General features: G+C 71.4%; 17 protein-coding genes. 11 read left to right on the plus strand and 6 right to left on the minus strand.

The window, feature by feature from the left end:
* Nucleotides 1–160: 160 nt before the first annotated feature.
* From IEJ02_RS10230 to IEJ02_RS10240, 3 genes are all read right to left on the minus strand, one after another.
* Nucleotides 161–2,716: an NACHT domain-containing protein gene (locus tag IEJ02_RS10230; protein WP_191064451.1), complete on the minus strand. Its 2,556-nt coding sequence runs from the start codon at nt 2,714–2,716 to the stop codon at nt 161–163.
* A gap of 397 nt (nt 2,717–3,113) precedes the next feature.
* Nucleotides 3,114–3,386 carry a hypothetical protein gene (locus tag IEJ02_RS10235; protein WP_191064452.1) on the minus strand — a complete coding sequence of 91 codons (273 nt, stop codon included), beginning with the start codon at nt 3,384–3,386 and terminating at the stop codon, nt 3,114–3,116.
* Nucleotides 3,387–3,556: 170 nt separating this feature from the next.
* The gene (locus tag IEJ02_RS10240) at nt 3,557–4,048 is read right to left on the minus strand and encodes an ATP-binding protein (RefSeq protein ID WP_191064453.1); all 492 of its coding nucleotides are present in this window, start codon (nt 4,046–4,048) and stop codon (nt 3,557–3,559) included.
* A 128-nt stretch (nt 4,049–4,176) separates the two neighbouring features.
* Between IEJ02_RS10240 and IEJ02_RS10245 the strand changes: the two genes are divergently transcribed.
* The 3 genes from IEJ02_RS10245 (at nt 4,177) to IEJ02_RS10255 (ending at nt 6,684) form a co-directional block, all read left to right on the plus strand.
* Nucleotides 4,177–5,031, plus strand: a complete 855-nt coding sequence (locus IEJ02_RS10245) for a helix-turn-helix domain-containing protein (RefSeq protein WP_191064490.1) — start codon at nt 4,177–4,179, stop codon at nt 5,029–5,031.
* Nucleotides 5,032–5,043: 12 nt separating this feature from the next.
* The gene (locus tag IEJ02_RS10250) at nt 5,044–5,241 is read left to right on the plus strand and encodes a DUF397 domain-containing protein (RefSeq protein WP_191064454.1); all 198 of its coding nucleotides are present in this window, start codon (nt 5,044–5,046) and stop codon (nt 5,239–5,241) included.
* A 294-nt stretch (nt 5,242–5,535) separates the two neighbouring features.
* Nucleotides 5,536–6,684: a macrolide family glycosyltransferase gene (locus IEJ02_RS10255; protein ID WP_191064491.1), complete on the plus strand. Its 1,149-nt coding sequence runs from the start codon at nt 5,536–5,538 to the stop codon at nt 6,682–6,684.
* A 55-nt stretch (nt 6,685–6,739) separates the two neighbouring features.
* On the opposite strand, the gene IEJ02_RS10260 is transcribed toward IEJ02_RS10255, so the two are convergent.
* Nucleotides 6,740–8,563 (minus strand): bifunctional metallophosphatase/5'-nucleotidase, encoded by a 1,824-nt coding sequence (locus IEJ02_RS10260; RefSeq protein WP_191064455.1) that lies wholly within the window; start codon nt 8,561–8,563, stop codon nt 6,740–6,742.
* Between the two features lie 187 nt (nt 8,564–8,750).
* On the opposite strand from IEJ02_RS10260, the gene IEJ02_RS10265 reads away from it, so the two are divergent.
* The 5 genes from IEJ02_RS10265 (at nt 8,751) to IEJ02_RS10290 (ending at nt 15,616) form a co-directional block, all read left to right on the plus strand.
* Complete coding sequence (locus IEJ02_RS10265; RefSeq protein ID WP_191064456.1) at nt 8,751–9,818, plus strand: PDDEXK nuclease domain-containing protein; 1,068 nt, start codon at nt 8,751–8,753, stop codon at nt 9,816–9,818.
* A 62-nt stretch (nt 9,819–9,880) separates the two neighbouring features.
* Nucleotides 9,881–10,813, plus strand: a complete 933-nt coding sequence (gene mshD / locus IEJ02_RS10270; RefSeq protein ID WP_191064457.1) for a mycothiol synthase — start codon at nt 9,881–9,883, stop codon at nt 10,811–10,813.
* Between the two features lie 238 nt (nt 10,814–11,051).
* A complete protein-coding gene (locus IEJ02_RS10275; protein ID WP_191064458.1) occupies nt 11,052–13,304 on the plus strand; it encodes an RNA degradosome polyphosphate kinase in 2,253 nt (750 codons plus the stop codon).
* Between the two features lie 679 nt (nt 13,305–13,983).
* Nucleotides 13,984–15,075 carry a CHAD domain-containing protein gene (locus IEJ02_RS51060; RefSeq protein ID WP_370467017.1) on the plus strand — a complete coding sequence of 364 codons (1,092 nt, stop codon included), beginning with the start codon at nt 13,984–13,986 and terminating at the stop codon, nt 15,073–15,075.
* 58 nt (nt 15,076–15,133) lie between these two features.
* Entirely contained in the window at nt 15,134–15,616 is a 483-nt protein-coding gene (locus tag IEJ02_RS10290; RefSeq protein ID WP_223863645.1) for an NUDIX hydrolase, read from the plus strand.
* Nucleotides 15,617–15,659: 43 nt separating this feature from the next.
* Here IEJ02_RS10290 and IEJ02_RS10295 read toward each other — a convergent pair whose 3' ends face one another.
* The gene (locus tag IEJ02_RS10295) at nt 15,660–16,685 is read right to left on the minus strand and encodes an aldo/keto reductase (protein WP_191064459.1); all 1,026 of its coding nucleotides are present in this window, start codon (nt 16,683–16,685) and stop codon (nt 15,660–15,662) included.
* Nucleotides 16,686–16,891: 206 nt separating this feature from the next.
* On the opposite strand from IEJ02_RS10295, the gene IEJ02_RS10300 reads away from it, so the two are divergent.
* The gene (locus IEJ02_RS10300; protein WP_191064460.1) at nt 16,892–17,740 is read left to right on the plus strand and encodes a helix-turn-helix transcriptional regulator; all 849 of its coding nucleotides are present in this window, start codon (nt 16,892–16,894) and stop codon (nt 17,738–17,740) included.
* A 179-nt stretch (nt 17,741–17,919) separates the two neighbouring features.
* Nucleotides 17,920–19,497 (plus strand): APC family permease, encoded by a 1,578-nt coding sequence (locus IEJ02_RS10305; RefSeq protein WP_191064461.1) that lies wholly within the window; start codon nt 17,920–17,922, stop codon nt 19,495–19,497.
* On the opposite strand, the gene IEJ02_RS10310 is transcribed toward IEJ02_RS10305, so the two are convergent.
* Nucleotides 19,460–20,272 carry a class I SAM-dependent methyltransferase gene (locus IEJ02_RS10310; RefSeq protein ID WP_191064462.1) on the minus strand — a complete coding sequence of 271 codons (813 nt, stop codon included), beginning with the start codon at nt 20,270–20,272 and terminating at the stop codon, nt 19,460–19,462. The two genes, IEJ02_RS10305 and IEJ02_RS10310, sit on opposite strands and share 38 nt — an antisense overlap.
* Nucleotides 20,273–20,436: 164 nt before the next feature.
* On the opposite strand from IEJ02_RS10310, the gene mshA reads away from it, so the two are divergent.
* On the plus strand, nt 20,437–21,798 hold the full coding sequence (mshA, locus tag IEJ02_RS10315; protein ID WP_191064463.1) for a D-inositol-3-phosphate glycosyltransferase: 1,362 nt from the start codon (nt 20,437–20,439) through the stop codon (nt 21,796–21,798).
* Nucleotides 21,799–21,875 lie beyond the last annotated feature (77 nt).

A 21,875-nucleotide genomic window follows, 5' to 3' on the forward strand; every position in this document is an offset into this window, starting at 1 on the left:
AGCTGCCTAAGGGCTGGGCAGGCGCGGGCTGCGTAGGGGCTGCGCTGGCGCGGCTGCCCAGGGGCTGGGCAGGCGCCCCTGGGAGGCCCTGTGACGCCCTCTGAAGTCCCAGGAGGCCGGTACGGCGATCCTTCCCTCCGGCGGCCCTCCGGCGCTCGCCTTACGGGCCCGCCACGATGACCTGGACGCCCTCCGGGACGCCGGTCACCTCCGCGTTGCGGTGGCTCAGCCGCAGGATCTCCAGCCGCGGGAAGACGGCCAGCCAGCTCAGGTCCAGATCCGCGCCCAGGTCGTACGCGAGCCACAGCTCGGTCAGCCGCTCGGCCACCAGGCCCTCGGCCAGCTGCTCCGGGGTCAACGCCCCGGCCACCTGGACGCAGGGCCGGCCGCCGAGCCGGCGCAGCGCCCGCAGCTCCTCCAGGTCCGACACCGGAAAGTCGAGTTCCCGCTCATCGAGATGGGCGATGATTTCCTCGGCGTAACGGTCGGTGTCATATCGCCGCCAGGCGCCCGCGAGCTGCGCCCGTACCGCCCAGGAGGCGCGGTCCCGCAGCCGGACCAGATAGTCGATCGCGCGGTCGTCGGCTATCGAGGTGGCGGTGACGGCCAGCCGGTGGGCTTCCTCATCGGATACCCCCGTGGGATCGGGCAGCATTTCCAGCACGATAGGCCCGATCCAGCCCAGCGCTCGGGCCCCTTCCAGCGAGGTCGGGCGTACCAGATCACGGGTATAGCGATGCACCCGGGAACGCACCTCGGGGTCCAGCTCCGTCGCGTGTTCCAGACATGCGGCCGCCAGGAGTTTGCGATGGCGGGCATGGACCGGGCGGGCGTCTTTACGGGCCGCCAGCAGCCCCTCGAGGAGGTAGGCGCATTCATCGGGACGGGCGAGAGCCACGGACATTCTGATCACTTCTTCCCAGTCGTCCAGGTGTGCGTGGTCGATCAGGAAGTCAAAATCGTGCCGTTCGACGACCGCTCTCGCGCTGAGATAGTCCTGGAACGTTCGGTGCACGAAATCGACCGAACCGGGTGTGGGCTCGCGCAATAGACCGGTCCGGTTGAGCAGATGGCGGTAGATCTCCTCCGGCCCGCCCTGCAGCGCCGCGTGCGGAATGGCGGGGAGGTGCCGGCCGAGCGTCTCGAGGGCGGTGGCCCGGTCCATTTCGGACCGGCCGTTGACGAGCATCCAGTGCGCCAGCTTCTGCAGCAGCTGGATCTTCGGTTCCTGGGGGAGGTCGATTCCATCCGGCGGCAGCATGGCGCGCTCGCGGTCGCGCCGTTCCAGGAGCATGGAAAGGGCCGCGTCATAGAGGGCTTTCCGGCCGCGCGGCAGATAGCCGCGGCGGTCCCGGTGGAGTGCGCACAGCAGACCGCACATCAGTGGATTGGTGGCCAGCCGCCCGAGGTCCCGGGTAATCCTTACGGCGTCCAGCAGCGTTTCCTCGTAACCGCTGAGCCGGTCCAGATCGGCCCGGTCGGTGATGTCCTGGCGGGCCGCCGCATGCCAGCGCCGGATGAACGCGGTGACGCCCTCGCGGCTGAGCGGGGAGAGTTTCAGCTCGGTGAAGCGCTCCGAGGCGAGCCAGTTCTCCCGTACGGCCGAGGGGCGCGAGGTGACCAGCCAGACATTTCCCGGATAGCGGGTGGGGAGCTCGCGGAGCGCTTCGCGGAGCCGTTCGCGCTCCTCCTCCGGGGCCTCGTCCACGCCGTCCACGAGCAGCAGCCCGCGCCCGTGCGACAGCACCCGTTCGGCCCAGCCGGGGGGCTGTGCGGCGGCGTGCGGATAGCGGACGGCGGACAGGAAGGCGTCCGGCTCCGGGAAGGCGCCCGGTTCCGGGGAAGCGCCCGGTTCCGGGGAAGCGCCCGGTCCCGGGAAGCCGTCGCGGTTCGGCTCGGCGCGGCGGAACCGGCGCACCGGGAGCACGAACGGCACCCGTCCGCGCAGCCCCTCCAGCGGGGCCGGGAGGTCGCCGCGCGCCACGGACACCGCGAGCCGCTGCACCAGCGTGGTCTTGCCCGACCCCGCCACGCCCCACAGCAGCACCCGGGTGCGCCCGGCGAGGGCCTGCTCGGCGGGGGCGCTGGGGCCGCCGCCGTCGGTCTCGGTCTCCAGGCTGAGATAGGCGGCGTCCAGCGGCCAGCTGTCGGGGGAGTGGGCCAGATCGATGCCGTAGATGGTGAGGTGGTCGTGGGCGGCGATGATGTCCTGGGCGTAGCGCTCCTCGAACGCGGCGTCCTCGGCGGCCGCGACGAAGGGGGAGCGGAGGGTGAGGAAGCGCAGGATGTGCGCGCAGACGGCCTCCCGCAGGGAGGCGTGCGTATGGGCGTCCGCCGGGTCCAGTTCCTCGTCGGCGTCGGGGGCGGCGATGGCGAGGTGGCGGGCGAAGGCTTCGGGGCCGAGGCGGACGGCCCGTAGGTCGTCCAGGTCGACGGTGCCGAGGGAGTGGAGGGTGCGGGCGAGCGCGTCGGTGAGCGCGGGGCGCGACTGATCGCTGATCTCATCGGCTGTCTCTTCGGCGATGTCTTCGACGAGCGCGGAGGCGATCCGGGGCAGGTCGCGTTCGGTGAGCGTGCGGTGGTCGCCCTGGAAGGCGACGAGGGAGGCGATGCGGACGGGTCGGTCCACCGGTCCGTCGGCGACGAAGAGTTCCTGGACCAGTGTGGCTATGGGTGCGGCTGCGTCTGCGGCTGCGGCTGCGTCTGCGGGATCCATGAGGCCCCGTCCCCCCGGTGACTGTTGTTCGCCGTTCAGAAGCCACCAGGGTAGGCACGGTCTGTGCCGGATGGGTGGGGGTTCGGCGTGGGTTCCGGGGGCGGCCGGTGGCACGGGGCGGGGGCGCGGTGCGGTGGGCGGTGGTTGCTGGGGTGCGCGGTGGGGTGCGCGGTCGGTTGGGTGGTGGGTGCCGGGGGCGGGGCCTCCGGGGCGGCGCCCTGGACCGCATATTTACGGCGCCGGTGCCCGGGGGCGTGGGGTGGGCCGGGGATTGGCGCCACAAATATGCGTGAGCGTCCAGGACACCACCCCTCCGACCCCGCCCCCTCCCGCCGCGTCGGCGACCGTGCCCCGGTGGCACGGCTTCCGGTCCGGCCCCGGGGCCCTCGCGCGGTGACTAACGGTCCGGCTCCTCCACCGCGAAGAGCTCGTCCAGGAGCTCGTCCGCCTGGGAGACGGTGAAAGCGCGGTCGAGCCAGTGCCGCAGGGTGTCGCGGTAGGTGCATTCGCTGATGCGGCGGCGTGTCTCGGACCGGACGGCGATCCCCCGATGTTCGAGGATGCGCAGGACTCCCTCGGCAAGCCCTGCTGCCTCCCCGTGAGCCTGGCCCTTGAGGAAGGTCTGCTCGATGAGGGTTCCCCGGCCGGGGAAGTAGGTGCCCACACTCATCTCGTTCCTCCAAATGTCTCTCGCTGGGGTCTCCCCCAAGCCGATGTCCAGCAATTCCGAGTAGTAGCGGGCAAGCCGCGGGTCGGCCGCTCCGATGGCAGGGGCCAGGGCCTTCAGCGCGGCCGGAGTGGTTGGGTCGTGCCCATGAGTCAGGGCTGAGGGGAAGCCGGTCAGGCTGCGATCTCGTAGGCGTTCTGCTGAGGGGTGAGCTCGAACCAGAGGAGCTTGCCGCTGATGCCGAAGAGGTCGTCGGCGAGGGGGTAGCCGCCCCAGTTGTCGGCGCACAGCCGGACGATGAGCAGGCCACGGCCGGACGTGGCGTCCATGTTGGCGGCGGCTTCGGTGAGGGCGGTGAAGCGGTCGAGGGGGCTGGGCGGGGCGTCGAAGGGCGCGGGGATGGTGGGGTTGGTGTCCCAGATGCTGACGCGGAGGCGGTTCTCGCAGAGGTGGCGGATGCGGAGTTGGGCCGGGCCGTCGGAGTGGCGGACGGCATTGGTGACCAGCTCGCAGGTCAGGAGTTCCGCCGTGTCGGTCAGCTCGGCCATGCCGTGGGAGGCGAGGACCGCCCGGAGGGTGGCGCGTGAGATGCGTGCGGCTCGTGGGTCGTTGGGGAGGCGGAGGGAGTACGTCCAGGGTTCAGAGGACGGCGGTACGTTGGCCATGGAGTCTCCCTCGGTCGGGTGGAGTTCAGTGGGTTCGGCCCACACCGTAGAGCAGCGAGTGGTAGACCTGCTACGAAATCGGCAGCAGCGCTGCTAAATGACTTCGTGTGGGTGACAAGGGAGAGCCGATGCCGCCGAGTAGTACTCCGACGTTGACGCAGCGCCGCCTTGGCGCGGAGCTGCGGAAGCTTCGTGAACGAGCGGGCTTGTCCTCAACCGCTGCCGCCGCGAGGCACGGGATCATTCAGGCTCGTCTGAGCAGTATCGAGGCCGGTCGATATCCGGTGAGCGCGGATCGTGTGCGGCTCTTCGCACGCAACTACAGCTGCGCGGAGGACGATCTGGTGGACGCGATGGCGGAGATGACAGGCGGGCGCACACGAGGCTGGTGGGACGAGTGCCGGGAGCATCTACCAGCCAGTTTCGCCGATCTGGCGGAGCTGGAGCACCATGCCCGGGAGATCCGCGTCGCGGTGGTCATCCATATCCCCGCGCTGTTGCAGACCGTCGATCACGCCCGGGCAGTGTTGCGGGAAGCGGCTCCGCCGCTGAGGGCTTACGAGGTGGAGCACCGGCTGTCGCACCGCATGAAGCGCCAGGCGATTCTCCATGAGGGCAGATCGGTGTCGTACACCGCGATCATCCATGAGGCTGCCCTGCGGATGGAGTTCGGCGGGGTGCGTACGGTCCGCGCACAGCTCGAACACGTCATCGCGATGGGCGAGCTGGACAACATCAATGTTCGGGTAATCCCGTTCAGTGGCGGTGGGACCTTCCCTGGGACAGGGCAATCGTTCGATTATGTGTCTGGCCCTGTGCCGCAGCTCGACACGGTACAGCTCGACTCAGCTCACGGGTGTCAGTTCATTGACGCGGTGGCTGAGTTGGCCAAGTACCGAGCCCTCCTCGAACGGATGGAGGCGACCGCCCTCAAGCCGGCTCAGTCGCGGGACTTCATCCACGGCATCATGCGCAGCATGTGAAAGGTGAGAAACGTGCCCACGTATCAGTGGCGTAAGTCTTCCTACAGCGCGGACGCATCCAACTGCGTGAACGTCGCCGCCGCTAACGGCGTCATCGCAATGCGCGAGAGCGACGACCCCGACGTCGTCCTGACCACCACACCCGCAGTCCTGCGCGCCTTCATACGTGGGGCCAAGGCCGGGGACTTCGACCGCATCCAGGAAGGTTAGGCGCGACGGTCCGTCGGGAGAGGGAGGGAGAACAGACGGCCCGTCGCGTTCGCGACCCTAGGCCGACGCGCTGAGCCGTCGCTTACCGATTGCTGAGGCCGGAAAATCGGGAGGCGGACCGGTTGCCGACCGGGGTACCGTCCCCACATGGATTCGTTCCTTCAGATCTACGGCTGACACGCCGTTCCGCCCCGCGCACCGGCGACACCGCCGCTGCGCCGGGCCGTCGTGTCCATCTCGCCGTAGACCTGAAACGAGTGATTCCTCTTGTCCCGTCGCCGTGCCCATATCGCCATGGTCGGCATCCCCGCCATCAGCCACACCCTGCCCAGCCTCGAGATCATCCGCGAAGTCGTGGCCCGGGGGCACCGGGTGACGTACGCCAACGATCCCCGCATGGCGGACGTCATCAAGTCGACCGGGGCCCAGCTGGTGCCGTACCGCTCCACCCTGCCGGTCGCCGACAACGACTGGCCGGAGGATCCGATCGGTGCGATGACCGTGTTCCTGGACGACGCCGTCCACGTCCTGCCGCAGCTGCGCGCCGTGTACGACCGCGACCCGGCCGATCTGTATCTGTACGACATCGGCGCGTACCCCGCCCGGGTGCTCGCCGAGACGCAGGGGCGCCCGCTGGTCCAGCTGTCGCCGACGATCGTGGGCTGGGAGGGCTACCACGACGAGGTCGGGGCGCAGATCATGAGTCTGCCCGGGGCGGACGCGTATCAGGAGAAGTTCGCGACCTGGCTCGTGGAGTCCGGTGCCGCCACCACGGATCCGAACGCCTTCTCCGGCCTGCCGCCGCGCTGTGTCGCGCTCATTCCCCGCGCGATGCAGCCGAACGCCGACCGGGTGAACACCGAGGTCGTGACGTTCGTCGGGCCGTGTCTCGGGGACCGGGCCGGCCAGGGCGGCTGGGAACGGCCCGCGGGGGCGGAGAAGGTGCTGCTGGTCTCGCTGGGTTCGGCGTACACCCGGCAGGCCGCCTTCTATCGCGAGTGCGTCGCGGCCTTCGGGGATCTGCCCGGATGGCATGTGGTGCTGCAGATCGGCAAGTACGTCGACCCGGGGGAGCTGGGGGAGATTCCGGCCAATGTCGAGGTGCACAGCTGGGTGCCGCAGCTGGCGATCCTGGAGCGGGCCGACGCGTTCATCACCCATGCGGGGATGGGCGGCAGCAGTGAGGGACTGTACTGCGGGGTGCCGATGATCGCCGTACCGCAGGGCGCCGAGCAGCCGATGAACGCCGACCGGCTCGTGGAGCTGGGCGTGGCCCGTCGTCTGGACACGGCGGACGCCACCGCCGGGGCGCTGCGGGCGGCGCTCATCGAACTCACCACGGATCCGGAGGTGGCACGGCGGGCGGCGCGGCTGAAGGCCGAGGCCCGGGCGGAGGGTGGCGCCGCGCGGGCCGCCGATCTGATCGAGGAAGCGCTGCGGTGACACGACGATGGCCCGGCCGCTTGTGGCGGCCGGGCCATCGGTGGGCGTCGGGCGGTTACTTCACGACGGTGATGCGGTCCGCCTTCGGCGGGTCCAGGGGCGTGGACTGCGACGAGTGCGCGCCCAGGTAGGCCGTGAACGCGTCCAGGTCGGAGGCGCCGACGAGCTTGTTCTTGCCGTCCTTGAAGGCGGGGAAGCCGTCGCCGCCGCCCGCGAGGAACTCGTTCATCGCGACGCGGTAGGTCTTGGCGGGGTCGATCGCCTCACCGTTCAGCTTCACCGAGTCGGTGACGATCCGGTCCTTGCCGGACTTGGTCAGATCCAGGGTGTAGGTGAGGCCCTTGGAGACCTGGAGGATCTTCGGGGAAGCCTCGTTCGAGCCGCTGACCTGCTGCTGGAGTGCGGTGATCAGCTGGGAGCCGGTCAGGTCGATCACGTTCATCATGTTGGTGAACGGCTGGACCGTGAACGCCTCGCCGTAGGTGACGACCCCGTCCCCCTCGCTGCCCGACGCCTTGTAGGCGAGGTCGGAGCGGATGCCGCCGGGATTCATGAAGGCGATCTGGGCGCCGCCCTTGTCGGCCGGGGAGAGACCTTCGAGCTGGCCGTCGGCGATGACGTCGCCCAGGGGCGTCTCGTAGGCGGTGGAGCCGCGGCCGTTGACGTCGGCGGAGATGTAGCCGACCGGCTTGTTGGCGATCGGGGCGGCCAGCTTGTTCCAGCGCCCGATGAGCGAGGTCATGTCGGGGGCCTTGGGCTGCTCGCGGTTCACGACGTGGTTCGCCGCGTGGGCGCCCTTCACGCTCGTCCGCACGATGTCGCCGGTGCGGCGGTCGTAGGTGAGCGTGGTGTCGGTGTAGAGGCGGCCGAAGGAGGCCGCGGAGGTGACCGTGCGCGGGGTGCCGGACGGGTCCGGGATGGTGCAGGTGTACGCCTGGTGGGTGTGGCCGGTGACCAGGGCGTCGACCTGGGGCGTGATGTTCTTGGCGATGTCGGTGATGGGGCCGGAGATGCCCTTGCCCGCGCCGCCGTTGTCGCAGTCGTCGTTGTACGAGGGGGAGGCGGGCAGCCCGCCCTCGTGGATGAGCGCGACGATCGACTTCACGCCCTTGCGCTGGAGCTCCTTGGCGTACTTGTTGATCGTCTCGACCTCGTCGTGGAACTTCAGGCCCTTGACGCCCTCGGCGGTGACGATGTCCGGGGTGCCCTCGAGGGTGACCCCGATGAAGCCGATCTTCACGCCGTTGCGCTGCCACACGGTGTAGGGCTTGAGGATGGGCTTGCCGGTCTTCTCGTCGGTCACGTTCGCGGCGAGGTAGGGGAAGTCGGCGCCCGGGAAGGTCTTGCCCTTCTCGTAGCAGCCCTCCTTGGGGTGGCAGCCGCCGTTCTGGATCCGGCTCAGCTCGGCCCGGCCCTCGTCGAACTCGTGGTTGCCGACCGCGGTGACGTCGAGGTCCAGCTTGTTGAGCGCCTCGATGGTCGGCTCGTCGTGGAAGAGGCCGGACAGCAGCGGGCTGGCGCCGATCATGTCGCCGCCGGCGGCGGTGACCGAGTACTCGTGGCCCTTACGGGCGTTACGGAGGGAGGTGGCGAGGTATTCGGCGCCACCCGCCGGAATGGTCTTGGTGGTGCCGTCCGCCTGGGTCTCGGTGACGGTGCCCGAGGAGCCCTGCGGGGGCTCCAGGTTTCCGTGCAGATCGTTGAAGGACAGCAGCTGCACGTCGACGGTGCGCCCGGGCCGGTGCTGGTCCGAGGCGGTGGCGCCGGTGTCCGCACCCGCCGGGCTCACGGCGGTCAGCACCCCGGCCGCGGCGGCCAGCACCGCGACTCCCGTGGCCAACCGGCGTCCCGCCCCGCGCCGTTGAGGTCTCGCTGGCATGTCGTCCCCTTGTGTGCCCCGTGATGGATGGTGGAGCGCAGCTTACGGTCAACGCGCGTAGCGGGGCAGGGGGGTGAGGTGAAGAGCTGATGGCCGGTGGTCAACGGTGCGGGACGACTTCGCCCGTTCGGCGGAAAAGTCCTGATGAGGGGTTTGAGTGGTGGTTCGTTATGTGAGCGTGCGGATCATGCAGAACGAACTCGCGAAGCAGACGCCCATCCCCGCACAGGGGTCCGAGCTCCCGCCGGGCTTCTTCGAACTGGTCGATGACCTCAAGGCGATCGTCACGCAGGCGAGCGTGCGTGCTCAGCTCAAGGTCAACACCGAGATGATCAAGATGTACTGGGAGATCGGCCGGACGATCCTCGATCGGATAGAGCGGGAGAGGTGGGGATCAAAGGTCCTTGAGCGGGTGGCGACGGAGTTGCGTACGGCCTTCCCGAACCAGCGGAGTTTCGGTGCGCGGAATCTCAAGTACATGCAGCAGATGGCTCGAACATGGCCCGAACAAATTGGGCAACAAGCTGTTGCCCAATTGCCCTGGGGCCACATCACCCTGCTGATGGGCCGCTGCAAGACTCGCCCTGAGCTGGACTTCTACGCCCAGCAGGCCGTGCAGCAAGGCTGGTCCCGCGTCATGCTCGACCACTGGATCGACGCCCAGCTGCACCTCACCCAGGGCGCCGCGCTCAACAACTTCCACGCCACGGTCCCGGAGGACTCCGATGTCGTCAACGAGGTTGTCAGGGATCCGTACCGAGTCGACTTCACTCGGCTCTCCGGCAAGGTGGCGGAGCGCGACCTTGAGGACGCGCTGGTGCAGCAGCTCGTCCGATTCCTGACCGAACTCGGGGTGGGCTTCGCCTTCGTCGGGCGTCAGTACCCCATCAAGGTCGGTGACGAGGAGTTCCGGATCGATCTGCTCTTCTACCACTACAAGCTGCACCGCTTCGTCGTCATCGAGCTGAAGACCGACAAGGCCCGCCCCGCCCACCTCGGCCAGCTCGGCTTCTACGTCACCGTCGTCGACGACCTGGTCCGGGACAAGGAGCGCGACGATCCGACCCTCGGGATCCTGATCGCGAAGAGCCGCGACAAGGGGACGATCGAGTACGCCCTGCGGAGCAACAACGCGCCGCTCGCCGTGAGCACCTATGCCGCGCTGCCGCCCCATGTGCGGGAGCTGATGCCCAGCGCCGAGGATCTCTCGCGTATCGCCGACGACATCCTCGACGGGGATGGAGCAGCCGGGTGACTCGCCGGTAACAAATTGGCCAGCAGCTTGCTGGCCAATTGGGCCGCCGTAGGCTCGGCCCTATGAATGACGTGGTGAACGAGACATCCGGGGCCCGGCGGCTCGATGTGCTGGAGGAGTTGACGGCGGCCGAGGTGGAGGATGTGCTGCGGCTGATCGCGGAGTCCGCGCGGGCCGATGGGCAGCAGGCGGTGTCCGAGCAGGGGCGGCTGCAGCTGCGGGGGCGGCGGGAGGGGGTGCGGCATCTGGTGGTGCGGGAGCCCAGCGGCGAGCTGGTGGGGTACGCGCAGCTGGAGGACACCGACCCGGTGGAGGCGCCGGCCGCCGAGCTGGTCGTGCATCCGGGGCACCGCGGCAAGGGGCACGGCCGGGCGCTGGGGGTGAGGCTGCTGAGGGAGTCGGGCAAGCGGCTGCGGATCTGGGCGCACGGGGGCCATGCCTCGGCGCGCCATCTCGCGCAGGTGCTGGGGCTGACCCTGTTCCGGGAGCTGCGCCAGATGCGGCGGCCCCTGGGGTCGCTCGCTGAGCTGGGTCTGCCGGAGCCCACCTTCCCGGAGGGCGTGACCGTACGGACCTTCCGGCCGGGTGAGGACGACGCCGCGTGGCTGGCGGCGAACGCGGCGGCCTTCGCCCACCACCCCGAGCAGGGCTCGCTCACCCAGCGTGACCTGGACGACCGCAAGGGTGAGCCGTGGTTCGACCCGGAGGGGTTCTTCCTGGCCGAGCGGGGCGGGGAGATCGTCGGGTTCCACTGGACGAAGGTGCATGCCGAGGAGCGGCTGGGGGAGGTCTATGTCGTGGGGGTGCGGCCGGACGCGCAGGGTGGCGGCCTCGGCAAGGCGCTGACCTCGATCGGGCTGCGGCATCTGGCGGCTCAGGGGATGCCGACCGCGATGCTCTATGTGGACGCCGACAACTTCGCCGCGGTCGCGGTCTACGAGCGGCTCGGCTTCGTCACCCATGAGACGGATCTGATGTACCGGACCGAGACCTGAGCGGGAGCTGAGCCCGGGGGCGCGAAGGGGACCCCGGGGGCGTGAAGAGGGCGGGACCCCTGGGGGATGGGTCCCGATTTCCTACGCGCCATGTGTCCGTTACCGGCGATTCAACCTTGGTTGCGAGCATCACTGAATGCAGCCCGCTGTGCCGAATTCGTCGAACCGGAGGCTCCGTGCCGTTTCCGCACCCGCTTCCGCCACGCCGTATTCACCTCCGGCGCGGAACAATGAGTTCATGAGCCACACAAGCGGTCAGGCATCGGTTTCCCCGCAGCCCCAGCCCCACCCCCAGCCTTCGGTCGGGTCCATCGCGGCCCACCGGCCGCATGCTGTCGCCGCGCCGGTGCGGTCGCTCGACCCCGACCTCGACGCCGACCTGGACTCGTACGAGGAGGTCATCGGGCCCGGCACGGAGGGCGCTGAGCTGCCGCAGGGGCGGTTCCTGGATCGGGAGCGCAGCTGGCTCGCGTTCAACGAGCGGGTGCTGGAGCTGGCCGAGGACCCGTCCACCCCGCTGCTGGAGCGGGCCAACTTCCTGGCGATCTTCGCCAGCAATCTGGACGAGTTCTTCATGGTGCGGGTCGCCGGCCTCAAGCGGCGCATCGCCACCGGGGTCGCCACCCGCTCGGCCTCCGGGCTGCAGCCGCGCGAGGTGCTGGAGCTGATCTGGAACCGGTCCCGTGAGCTCATGGCCCGGCACGCCGCCTGCTACCAGCAGGACGTCGCCCCCGCGCTCGCGGAGGAGGGCATCCATCTGGTCCGCTGGCCGGATCTCACCGAGAAGGAGCAGTCCCGCCTCTTCACCCTCTTCCGGCAGCAGATCTTCCCCGTGCTGACGCCGCTCGCGGTGGACCCGGCACACCCCTTCCCGTACATCTCGGGGCTGTCGCTCAACCTCGCGGTCGTGGTGCGCAACCCCGTGAGCGGGCATGATCACTTCGCACGTGTGAAGGTCCCGCCGTCGCTCTCCCGGTTCCTGGAGGCGTCGCCGCAGCGGTACGTGCCGCTGGAGGACGTGATCGCGGCGCATCTGGAGGCGCTGTTCCCGGGGATGGAGGTGCTCGCGCACCACATGTTCCGGGTGACCCGCAACGAGGACCTCGAGGTCGAGGAGGACGACGCCGAGAACCTCCTCCAGGCCCTGGAGAAGGAGCTGCTGCGCCGCCGCTTCGGGCCCCCGGTGCGGCTGGAGGTCGAGGAGTCCATCGACCCGTACGTGCTGGACCTGCTGGTGCGCGAGCTGAAGGTCTCGGACGCCGAGGTCTACCCGCTGCCCGGACCGCTCGACCTCACCGGCCTTTTCGGCATAGCCGCGCTGGACCGGCCGGAGCTGAAGTACCCCAAGTTCGTGGCGGGCACCCACCGGGACCTCGCCGAGGTGGAGTCCGCCTCCCCGCCGGACATCTTCGCGGCACTGCGCGAGCGGGACGTCCTGCTCCACCACCCGTACGACTCCTTCTCCACCTCCGTGCAGGCGTTCCTGGAGCAGGCGGCGGCCGATCCGGACGTGCTGGCGATCAAGCAGACGCTGTACCGCACCTCCGGCAAGTCGCCGATCGTCGACGCGCTCATAGACGCCGCCGAGTCCGGCAAACAGGTGCTGGTGCTGGTCGAGATCAAGGCCCGCTTCGACGAGCACGCCAACATCAAGTGGGCGCGCAAGCTGGAGGAGGCCGGCTGCCACGTGGTCTACGGCCTGCTGGGCCTGAAGACCCACTGCAAGCTGTCGCTGGTGGTCCGCCAGGAGGGCGACACCCTCACCCGCTACTCGCACGTGGGCACCGGCAACTACCACCCCAAGACCGCCCGGCTGTACGAGGACCTGGGGTTGCTGACGGCGAACTCGCAGGTCGGCGCGGACCTCTCCGACCTCTTCAACCGGCTGAGCGGCTACTCCCGGCGGGAGAACTACCGGCGGCTGCTGGTCGCCCCCAAGTCGCTGCGCGGCGGGCTGATCACCCGGATCAACAAGGAGATCACCCACCATCGGGCGGGGCGCCCGGCCTACGTCAAGATCAAGGTCAACTCGATGGTCGACGAGGCCGTCGTCGACGCCCTCTACCGGGCCTCGCAGGCCGGGGTGCCGGTGGATGTGTGGGTGCGCGGCATCTGCGCGCTGCGGCCGGGCGTCCCCGGGCTCTCGGAGCACATCCGGGTCCGCTCGGTCCTCGGACGGTTCCTGGAGCATTCGCGCGTGTTCGCGTTCGGGAACGGCGGCGAGCCGGAGGTGTGGATCGGCAGCGCCGACATGATGCACCGCAACCTCGACCGCCGGATCGAGGCGCTGGTGCGGGTCACCGACCCCGGCCACCGCGCCGCCCTCAACCGGCTGCTGGAGACCGGGATGTCCGACTCCACCTCCTCCTGGCACCTGGGCCCGGACGGCGAGTGGACCCGGCATGCCACGGACGCGGACGGCCAGCCGCTGCGGAACGTTCAGGAGATGCTCATCGACGCCCGGAGGCGACGGCGTGGTTCAACGACATGACCTGCCGCCGGCCGGGATGACGGACGCCGCGGACCCGGCCGCCGACCCGTCCCGCCGGGGGACCGACGGCGTGACGGACCGGGCGGCGGAGGCCGCGGCGGCACCCTCCGCGGCTTCGGCGGCTTCGGCGTCCTCCGCGGCCTCGGCGTCCTCCGCGGCGGCTCCGGCGGCGGCTTCGTGGGAGGCGGCGACGGCCGGGGAGGTGCTGTCGGCGTATCTGCACGCCCAGGCCGGGGACTTCCTGCGCAGCCTGCGGCTGCACCGCGAGAGCGGCTCCGACGTCCAGGAGGCGGCCGAGGCCGCCCGGCTGCTGCGCCGCGCCGCGCGGCGGATCAGCGGCGCGCTCTACGTCTACCGCCCGATCACCGACACGGCCTGGTCCGACGAACTGCGGACCGAGCTGGCCTGGCTGTCCGGCACGCTGGCGCGGGAGCACGCCTACGCGGAGCGGCTGGACCGGCTGCGCGGCGCCCTGCACCGGCTCTCGGGCGCGGGCGTCCCCTCGGACCGGTCATCGCAGGGCGAGGGAACGGCCGCCGAGGCCGCGAGCCCGGGTGAGCGCTCCTCCGACACACAGCCGGTGAACGCGGCGCACGCCGCGAGCGCGGCGCGCACCGCGCGCGGCGGGGTCACGGTCGCGGTCGACGGCGCGGGCGGTCCCTCCGGCACAACGGGCCCGATCCGCTCCACCCGTGCCTCCCGCCGCAGCGTCTCCCTGGCCGCCGGTGCGCCGGGAGGCGGGGCCGCGGACCCTGTCGGGGGGCAGGGTGCGCGGCCCGGTCCGGCCGACGCGGGCGGTGGCGCCGAGGGCGCGGCCGGGACGGCCAGGGACAGAGACCGGGAGAGGGACGAGGGCCGGGCGGCCGGACGGCGCCGTGGCGAGCGCGGTGAACGCGGTGAGCGCGGTGAGCGCGGCGACAAGAGCGGCCGGGGCGCCAAGGGCGAGAAGGGCGAGCGGTCCAGCCAGCCGGGCGCGACCCATCAGCGGGCCGGCGCCGAGGAGGAGGCCCGCGGCGGGGCGCTGACCGTGGGCGCGGCCCGCGCCGGAGCGCTGCTGGAGCGCCAGCTCACGCTGGCCCGGACCCGGTCCCACACCGCCGCCCTGGAGGCGCTCGGCTCCTCCCGCTTCCACGCGGTCGCCGACACCGTCGCCCTGCTCGCCTCCGACGTCCCGCTCGACGAGGCCAACGCCGCCCGCCCCGCGGGGCAGGTGCTGCCGCCGCTCGCCGAGCTGACGAACCGGCGGCTGGCCGAGGCGGTGGAGGCGCTGCCGCTGGTCCGCGCCGGGCATCCGTACAACGCGGAGGCGCTGGTCCACGGCCTGGCGGCCACCCCGGCGGCGGACGCCCCGCCCGCCAGCGAGCGTCAGGACGCCCCCTGGCATCAGGTGCGCCATCTGCTGCGGCTGCGGCGGTACGCGCTGGAGGTGCTCGACCAGGCGTGGCAGCAGCCGGACGGGGCGAGCGGGCCCAACGGATCCGGGCCCGGCGGTTCGGGGCCAGGGAGTTCCGGGCCCGGCGGCTCCGGACCCGTGGACGCCGAGCCGCCGCTGTCGGTGCGGCTGCTGGCCGCCGGGCAGGCGCTGGAGCGCCACCGCGACGCGGCCGAGGCGGCCGCCGCCGCGGCGGCGGCCGCCCGTACGCCCCGGATCGCCCCGGCGACGGCGTACGCGCTGGGCGTGCTCCACGCCGATCAGCGGCATGAGGTCGAGGCGGCCCGCTTCGCGTTCGGCCGGATCTGGCGGCGCCTGTCCGCCACCAGAGCCTCCTGACGCCGGACGACGGATCCGAGGGGCAGAACGCGGAGCACCAGGGAGGGAGAGACGGCGGATGAACCGGCGGAATTCCCGTGATGACGGGCTGGCCGGGACGGACACCGGGACGGACACCGGAACGGACACCGGGACGGTCCTGGCGGCGGGCTGTGTGCTGTGGCGGCGGTCCCCGCGCGGCGGCGGGCTCGAGGTCGCCCTCGTCCACCGCCCCCGTTACGACGACTGGTCCCATCCCAAGGGCAAGCTGAAGCACGGCGAGGAAGCGCTGCACGGCGCGGTGCGCGAGGTCGCCGAGGAGACCGGTATGGGCTGCGTCCCGGGGGCGGTGCTGCCCACCCTCCACTACACCGCCAAGGGCCGCCCCAAACAGGTCCGCTACTGGGCGGCGGAGGCGGTCGACCACGACGAGGTCTTCGTGCCCAACCGCGAGGTCGACCGTCTGCTCTGGCTGCCCCCGGACGCGGCCCGCCGCCGCCTCACCTACGACCACGACCGCACCCTCATCGACGCGCTGCTGCACGCCCTGCGGCCGTCCTGAACCGCCCTCGGCATCTGGTCAGCGGCTGACGGGTGGCTGACCGTCAGCGGCGGCGCAGGCTCTTGTCCTCGAGCGCAGGCGGCACGTAGTAGCTGTCCGCCCGGTTGAGGTCGGTGCCCGGCGGGACGATCTCGTCGATACGGTCCAGGACGTCCTCGCTCAGCTCCACCTCGGACCCGGCGAGCAGATCCTCCAACTGCTCCATGGTGCGCGGGCCGATGATCACCGAGGTGATGGCCGGATGCGCCCGTACGAAGGCGATGGCCATGTGCGGCAGCGAGAGCCCGGCGTCGGAGGCCAGCTCGGCCAGCGCGCCGACCGCCTCCAGCTTGCGCGCGTTGTCCGGCAGCGACGGGTCGAACTTGTGCTTCTCCACGGCCGCCCGGCCGCCGGAGAGATCGATGTCGGACGCCTTGGTGTAGCGGCCCGTGAGCCAGCCCGCCGAGAGCGGACCCCAGCTCAGCACGCCCATCCCGTACTTCCGCGCGGTCGGCAGCACCGCCGCCTCCACGCCGCGCGCCAGGATCGAGTACGGCGGCTGCTCGCTGCGGAACCGTACGTGGCCGCGCCGGTCGGAGACCCACTGGGCCTCCACGATCTGCTCGGCCGGGAAGGTGGAGGAGCCGACGGCGCGCACCTTGCCCGCCCTGACCAGGTCGGACAGGACCGACAGCGTCTCGTCGACGTCCGTCGTCGGGTCCGGCCGGTGGATCTGGTAGAGGTCGATGTAATCCGTGTCCAGGCGGCGCAAGCTGTTCTCCACCTCATGGGTGATCCAGCGCCGTGAATTGCCGCCGTGGTTGGGGTCGTCGCCCATCGGGAAATGGGCCTTGGTCGCGAGGACGATGTCGTCGCGGCGGCCCTTGAGGGCCTTGCCGACGATCTCCTCGGACTCGCCCGCCGAGTAGATGTCGGCGGTGTCGACGACGTTGATGCCCGCGTCGAGGGCGCGGTGGATGATCCGTACCGAGTCCTCGTGGTCGGGGTTGCCCACGGCGCCGAACATCATCGCGCCGAGGGCGTACTCGCTCACCGAGATGCCGGTCCCGCCCAGGATCCTGCGCTTCATGGCAGCTGCCTTCCTTTGCCTTCCGGGCCTTTGCGTTCCGGGCCTTTGTGTCCCGGGCCTTTGCGTGTGTCTTCGCCTTTGCTTCCCTGGCGTCCTGCGCCTTCAGCCTCGGCTCCGGGCGGGGACCTCACCAGGCCCGGCTCAACCTGGGTCTGCCAGAACCACCTTTCCGGCCCGGAATCCGGCGGCGCGCGGATAATGAACGAATGGGCCAATCCGAACCGGAGATCAAGGGGTTCCTCACGTCGCGCCGCGCCGCGCTCGACCCGGCCGAGCTGGGGCTGCCGGACGGGGTCGCCCGGCGCCGGGTGCGCGGGCTGCGCCGTGAGGAGGTCGCCCAGCGGGCCGGGATCAGCGTCGACTACTACACCCGTATCGAGCAGGGCCGGGCCCCGGCCGTCTCGGACTCGGTGGTCGACGGACTGGCGCGGGCGCTGCGGCTGACCCCGTCCGAGCACACCTATCTGCGCAACATCACGCTGCCCCGGCGGCGCGCCGGTGAGCCCGACCCCGACCCGCGGCCCCGGGTGCGGCCGGAGATCCAGCAGCTGCTGAACGCGATGGACGGCACCGTTCCGGCCTATGTCTACGGACCGGCGATGGACATCCTGGCCTGGAACACCCTCGGCACCCGGATTTGCGTCGACTACTCCGCGATCCCCGATGAGCGGCGCAACGGCCCGCTGCTGGTCTTCCTCGACCCCCGGCTCAAGGAGATCCATCCGAACTGGGACGAGGTCGCCGATGACACGGTGGCCGGGCTGCGCGCGGAGGTCGGGCGCCACCCGGGCAGTTCGCGGGTGTGCCGGGTGACCCATGAACTGCTGGAGCGGAGCGAGGAGTTCCGGCGGCGGTGGGAGGCGCAGGCGGTGCTGGAGCGGACGCGGGGCGTCAAGCGGTTCCGCCATCCGGAGATGGGGGAGCTGGTGCTGCGGTTCGAGGCGTTCGTGCTGCCCGCGGACCCCGGGCAGATGCTGTGCACGTACACGGCCGACGAGGGGTCGGCGACGGCGGAGGCGCTGAAGGTGCTGGCGGGCGCGGCGGCGGTGGCCTGACCGCCCGGACCCGGCCGGGCGCCGGGTAGTGCCTGTGATGGTCCGGGCGCCGGGTGGTTCCCTGATGCCCCGGGCCGCGTTTTGCCGCGGCCCACCTCCTTGACGCGACTGGAAACTTTCCTTACTTTCATTCCCTCCCACGGTGGCGCCAGTGGCGCGAGAGGGCAATGGAGGTCCGGATGTCCGGCACCGAGGGCGGATTCGTCCGCCGTATCGGCCTGTTCCAGTCGACCGCCATCAACATGAGCCAGATGTGCGGCATCGGGCCGTTCGTCACCATCCCCCTCATGGTCGCCGCCTTCGGCGGGCCACAGGCCGTCATCGGCTTCGTCGCGGGCGCGGTGCTCGCGCTCGCCGACGGGCTGATCTGGGCCGAACTGGGCGCCTCACTGCCCGGGGCCGGGGGCAGCTATGTGTATCTGCGCCAGGCGTTCCAGTACCGCAGCGGCAAGCTGATGCCGTTCCTGTTCGTCTGGACGGCGATGCTGTTCATCCCGCTGATCATGTCCACGGGTGTGGTCGGTCTGGTGCAGTATTTGGGCTATCTGTGGCCGGACATGACCCAGACTCAGGGCGATCTGGTCGGCCTCGGCGTCATCGTCCTCGTCATCGGGCTGCTGTGGCGGGGCGTCGAGCACATCGCCCGGATCACGGCCGTCATGTGGTGCGTGATGATCGCCTCCGTGGTCCTGGTCATCGTGGCGGCCTTCAGCCACTTCGACGCGGGGCAGGCGTTCACCTATCCGGACCACGCCTTCGAGCTGACCAGCGGTCACTTCTGGACCGGTTTCGCCGCGGGCCTGACCATCGGCATCTACGACTACCTCGGCTACAACACCGCCGCGTACATGGGCGCCGAGATCAAGGACCCCGGGCGCACCCTGCCGCGGGCGATCGTCACCTCGATCGCCGGGATCATGGGGATCTACCTGCTGCTCCAGATCGGCACCCTCGGCGTCGTCGACTGGCACGAGATGACCGACCCCGACTCGGTGGCCGCCCAGTCCGTCGCCTCGGCGGTGCTGGAGGAGACCTGGGGGAAGGGCGCGGCCGACGTCGTCACCGTGCTCATCCTCATCACGGCCTTCGCGTCCGTCTTCGCCGGGCTGCTGGGCGGCTCCCGGGTGCCGTACGACGCCGCCCGCGACCGGGTCTTCTTCCGGCCGTACGGCACGCTCCACCCGCGCCATCGCTTCCCCGTGCTGGGCCTGGCCACGATGGGTGTCGTGACGGCGGTCGGCTTCCTCATCGGCCGCCACACCGATCTGGCCACGCTCATCCAGCTGCTGACCACGGTCATGGTGATCGTGCAGGCCCTGGCGCAGGTCGTCGCCGTCACGGTGCTGCGCCGCCGCCAGCCCGGCCTGCGGCGGCCGTACCGGATGTGGCTCTATCCGCTGCCGAGCGTGGTGGCGCTGGTGGGCTGGCTGGTGATCTACGGCTACGCGGACAAGAACTCCCCCGGGCGGCACCCCATCGAGTGGTCGCTCGCCTGGGTCGCGGCGGGGTGCGTGGCGTTCGTGCTGTGGGCGCGGATGGAGAAGGTGTGGCCGTTCGGCCCGAAGGAGATCAGCGAGGAGTACGCGGCGGGCGGTGACCCCGATACGGCGGGTGGCACCGGGGACGCGACGAACGCCCTGGGCGGGGACGCGGCGAACGCCCTGGGCGGGGACGCGGCGAACGCCCTGGGCACCACGGGAGACGGCCCGGGCGGCGCCGTCAGCCCCGGGGCGCCACCGCCTCCCACCGCACCGTGACCTCGCCCTGGCGCCAGCGCCGCGGGCCGTCGGTGAGCGGCCAGCCCTCCGCGCGCAGCGTCTGGGCGCTGCGTATCCAGCGCTGACGCGCGCTGAGCGGGGCGTACGGGGCGGCGGCAGCCCAGGCGCGGTCGAAGTCGCGCAGGAAGGTGTGCACCGGCTCGCCCGGCACATTGCGGTGGATCAGCGCCTTGGGGAGCCGTTCGGCCAGGTCGGAGGGGCGTTCCAAGGAGCCGAGGCGGGCCGCGAAGGTCACGGTGCGCGGGCCCGACGCGTCGAGCGCGACCCATACGTGCCGCCGCCCGATCTCATCGCAGGTGCCCTCCACCAGCAGCCCGCCGGGCGCCAGCCGGGCGCACAGCCGCCGCCACACGGCGGCGACCTCGCCCTCCTGGTACTGCCGTAGCACGTTGGCCGCCCGGATGAGCGCCGGGCGGGCCCCGCCGGGCAGCGGCACCTCGAAGCCGCCGTGCGCGAAGGTGAGCCCCTCGCGCTCGTAGGGCCGGGCGGCGAGCACGCGCCCGGGGTCGATCTCGACCCCCACGACGCGGGCCCCGGCCCGTACGGTCCGCAGCCGGTCCAGCAGCTCGACGGCGGTCCACGGGGCCGCCCCGTACCCCAGGTCCACCGCCACCGGCGCCTCCCCGGCCCGCCGCAGCGTGGGCCCGTGCGCCGCCGCGATCCACCGGTCCATGCGGCGCAGGCGGTTGGGGTTGGTGGTCCCGCGGGTCGCCGAACCGATCGGGCGGGACGGCGGGGGAACGCGGGCGGGCATGGCGCTGAGCCTATGCCGGGGCGGCGGAGGAGCCCATGGCGGGGCGGACGGGGAGTGGCCGTCGGACATCAGAACGTCACGCTTTGGCAAAGCGGAAATGGGAACTACACGTTCCGGTGTTGACGCCCTGGAGGGAGCCCGCCCCGGCAAGGAGGTAACGCGCGGTGAGCCAGCACGCGTCCCGGCTCGGCGGCCTGCGAGGCCGGTCCCACATACCGTTCGGCGCCCCGTCCCACCAGCGGATTCGCCGTACGTCACGGCGGCCGCGGCGGATCGCGATGCTCAGCGTCCACACCTCGCCGCTGCACCAGCCCGGCACCGGCGACGCCGGCGGCATGAACGTCTACATCGTGGAGCTGGCCAGGCGCCTCGCCGCCATCGACATTGAGGTGGAGATCTTCACCCGGGCCACCACCGCCGCGCTGCCCCCGGCCGTCGAGCTCGCCCCCGGGGTGCTCGTCCGGCATGTGGACGCCGGGCCCTACGAGGGTCTGGCCAAGGAGGACCTCCCGGCGCAGCTGTGCGCGTTCACCCACGGCGTCATGCAGGCGTGGGCCGGGCACCGGCCGGGCCATTACGACCTCGTCCACTCCCACTACTGGCTCTCCGGCCACGTCGGCTGGCTGGCCGCCGAGCGCTGGGGAGTGCCGCTGGTGCACGCCATGCACACCATGGCCAAGGTCAAGAACGCCGCGCTGGCGGCGGGCGACACTCCCGAGCCCGCGGCCCGCGTCATCGGCGAGCAGCAGATCGTCCGCGCCGCCGACCGGCTGATCGCCAACACCGCCGAGGAGGCGGAGGAGCTGGTGCGCCACTACGAGGCGGCGCGCGAGCTGGTGGCGGTCGTCCACCCCGGGGTGAACCTCGACCGCTTCCGGCCCGCCGACGGCCGGGCCGCCGCCCGGGCCCGGCTGGGGCTCCCGGCCGACGCGCTCATACCCCTCTTCGCCGGGCGCATACAGCCGCTGAAGGCCCCCGACATCCTGCTGCACGCCGTCGCCCACCTCCTGGAGGAGGACCCCTCGCTGCGCGAGCGCATGGTCGTGCCCGTGGTGGGCGGCCCCAGCGGCAGCGGCCTGGCCAAGCCCGAGGGGCTGCACAAGCTGGCGGCGCGGCTGGGGATCTGCGATGTGGTCCGGTTCCGGCCGCCCTGTGCGCAGGACGAGCTCGCGGACTGGTACCGGGCGGCGTCCGTGCTGGTCATGCCGTCGTACAGCGAGTCGTTCGGGCTGGTGGCCATCGAGGCGCAGGCGTGCGGCACCCCGGTCGTGGCGGCCTCGGTGGGCGGCCTTCCGGTGGCCGTACGGGACGGGGTCAGCGGCACGCTGATCGACGGCCACGACCCCGCCGACTACGCCCGTGCCCTGAGCGCCTTCGTCCAGGACCCGGGGCGGGCGGACCGGATGGGTGCGGCGGCGGCCCGGCACGCCCAGTCCTTCGGGTGGGACACGGCCGCCGCGGCCACGGCGGACGTGTACACGGAGGCGATGCGGGAGCGGCGTCGCCTACGATCGGCCCATGGCTGACCCCAAGGCTGACCCCATGGCCGAGCCCCAGGCCGACCGTAAGGCTGACCCCGTGGCCGAGGCCGACCGTAAGGCCG

The sequence above is a fragment of the Streptomyces sp. 5-10 genome (assembly GCF_014712245.1).
Classification (GTDB): Bacteria; Actinomycetota; Actinomycetes; order Streptomycetales; family Streptomycetaceae; genus Streptomyces; species Streptomyces violaceusniger.

What these genes read in the sequence shown, in the direction of transcription:
- IEJ02_RS10295 (WP_191064459.1), bottom strand. Translation starts at nt 16,685, where the DNA reads ATGAAGCGCAGGATCCTGGGCGGGACCGGCATCTCGGTGAGCGAGTAC.
- IEJ02_RS10255 (WP_191064491.1), top strand. Translation starts at nt 5,536, where the DNA reads ATGGTCGGCATCCCCGCCATCAGCCACACCCTGCCCAGCCTCGAGATC.
- IEJ02_RS10235 (WP_191064452.1), bottom strand. Translation starts at nt 3,386, where the DNA reads ATGAGTGTGGGCACCTACTTCCCCGGCCGGGGAACCCTCATCGAGCAG.
- IEJ02_RS10305 (WP_191064461.1), top strand. Translation starts at nt 17,920, where the DNA reads ATGTCCGGCACCGAGGGCGGATTCGTCCGCCGTATCGGCCTGTTCCAG.
- IEJ02_RS10240 (WP_191064453.1), bottom strand. Translation starts at nt 4,048, where the DNA reads ATGGCCAACGTACCGCCGTCCTCTGAACCCTGGACGTACTCCCTCCGC.
- mshD (WP_191064457.1), top strand. Translation starts at nt 9,881, where the DNA reads ATGAATGACGTGGTGAACGAGACATCCGGGGCCCGGCGGCTCGATGTG.
- IEJ02_RS10275 (WP_191064458.1), top strand. Translation starts at nt 11,052, where the DNA reads ATGAGCCACACAAGCGGTCAGGCATCGGTTTCCCCGCAGCCCCAGCCC.
- IEJ02_RS10300 (WP_191064460.1), top strand. Translation starts at nt 16,892, where the DNA reads ATGGGCCAATCCGAACCGGAGATCAAGGGGTTCCTCACGTCGCGCCGC.
- IEJ02_RS10290 (WP_223863645.1), top strand. Translation starts at nt 15,134, where the DNA reads ATGAACCGGCGGAATTCCCGTGATGACGGGCTGGCCGGGACGGACACC.
- IEJ02_RS10265 (WP_191064456.1), top strand. Translation starts at nt 8,751, where the DNA reads ATGCAGAACGAACTCGCGAAGCAGACGCCCATCCCCGCACAGGGGTCC.
- IEJ02_RS10310 (WP_191064462.1), bottom strand. Translation starts at nt 20,272, where the DNA reads ATGCCCGCCCGCGTTCCCCCGCCGTCCCGCCCGATCGGTTCGGCGACC.
- IEJ02_RS10245 (WP_191064490.1), top strand. Translation starts at nt 4,177, where the DNA reads ATGCCGCCGAGTAGTACTCCGACGTTGACGCAGCGCCGCCTTGGCGCG.
- IEJ02_RS10260 (WP_191064455.1), bottom strand. Translation starts at nt 8,563, where the DNA reads ATGCCAGCGAGACCTCAACGGCGCGGGGCGGGACGCCGGTTGGCCACG.
- IEJ02_RS10230 (WP_191064451.1), bottom strand. Translation starts at nt 2,716, where the DNA reads ATGGATCCCGCAGACGCAGCCGCAGCCGCAGACGCAGCCGCACCCATA.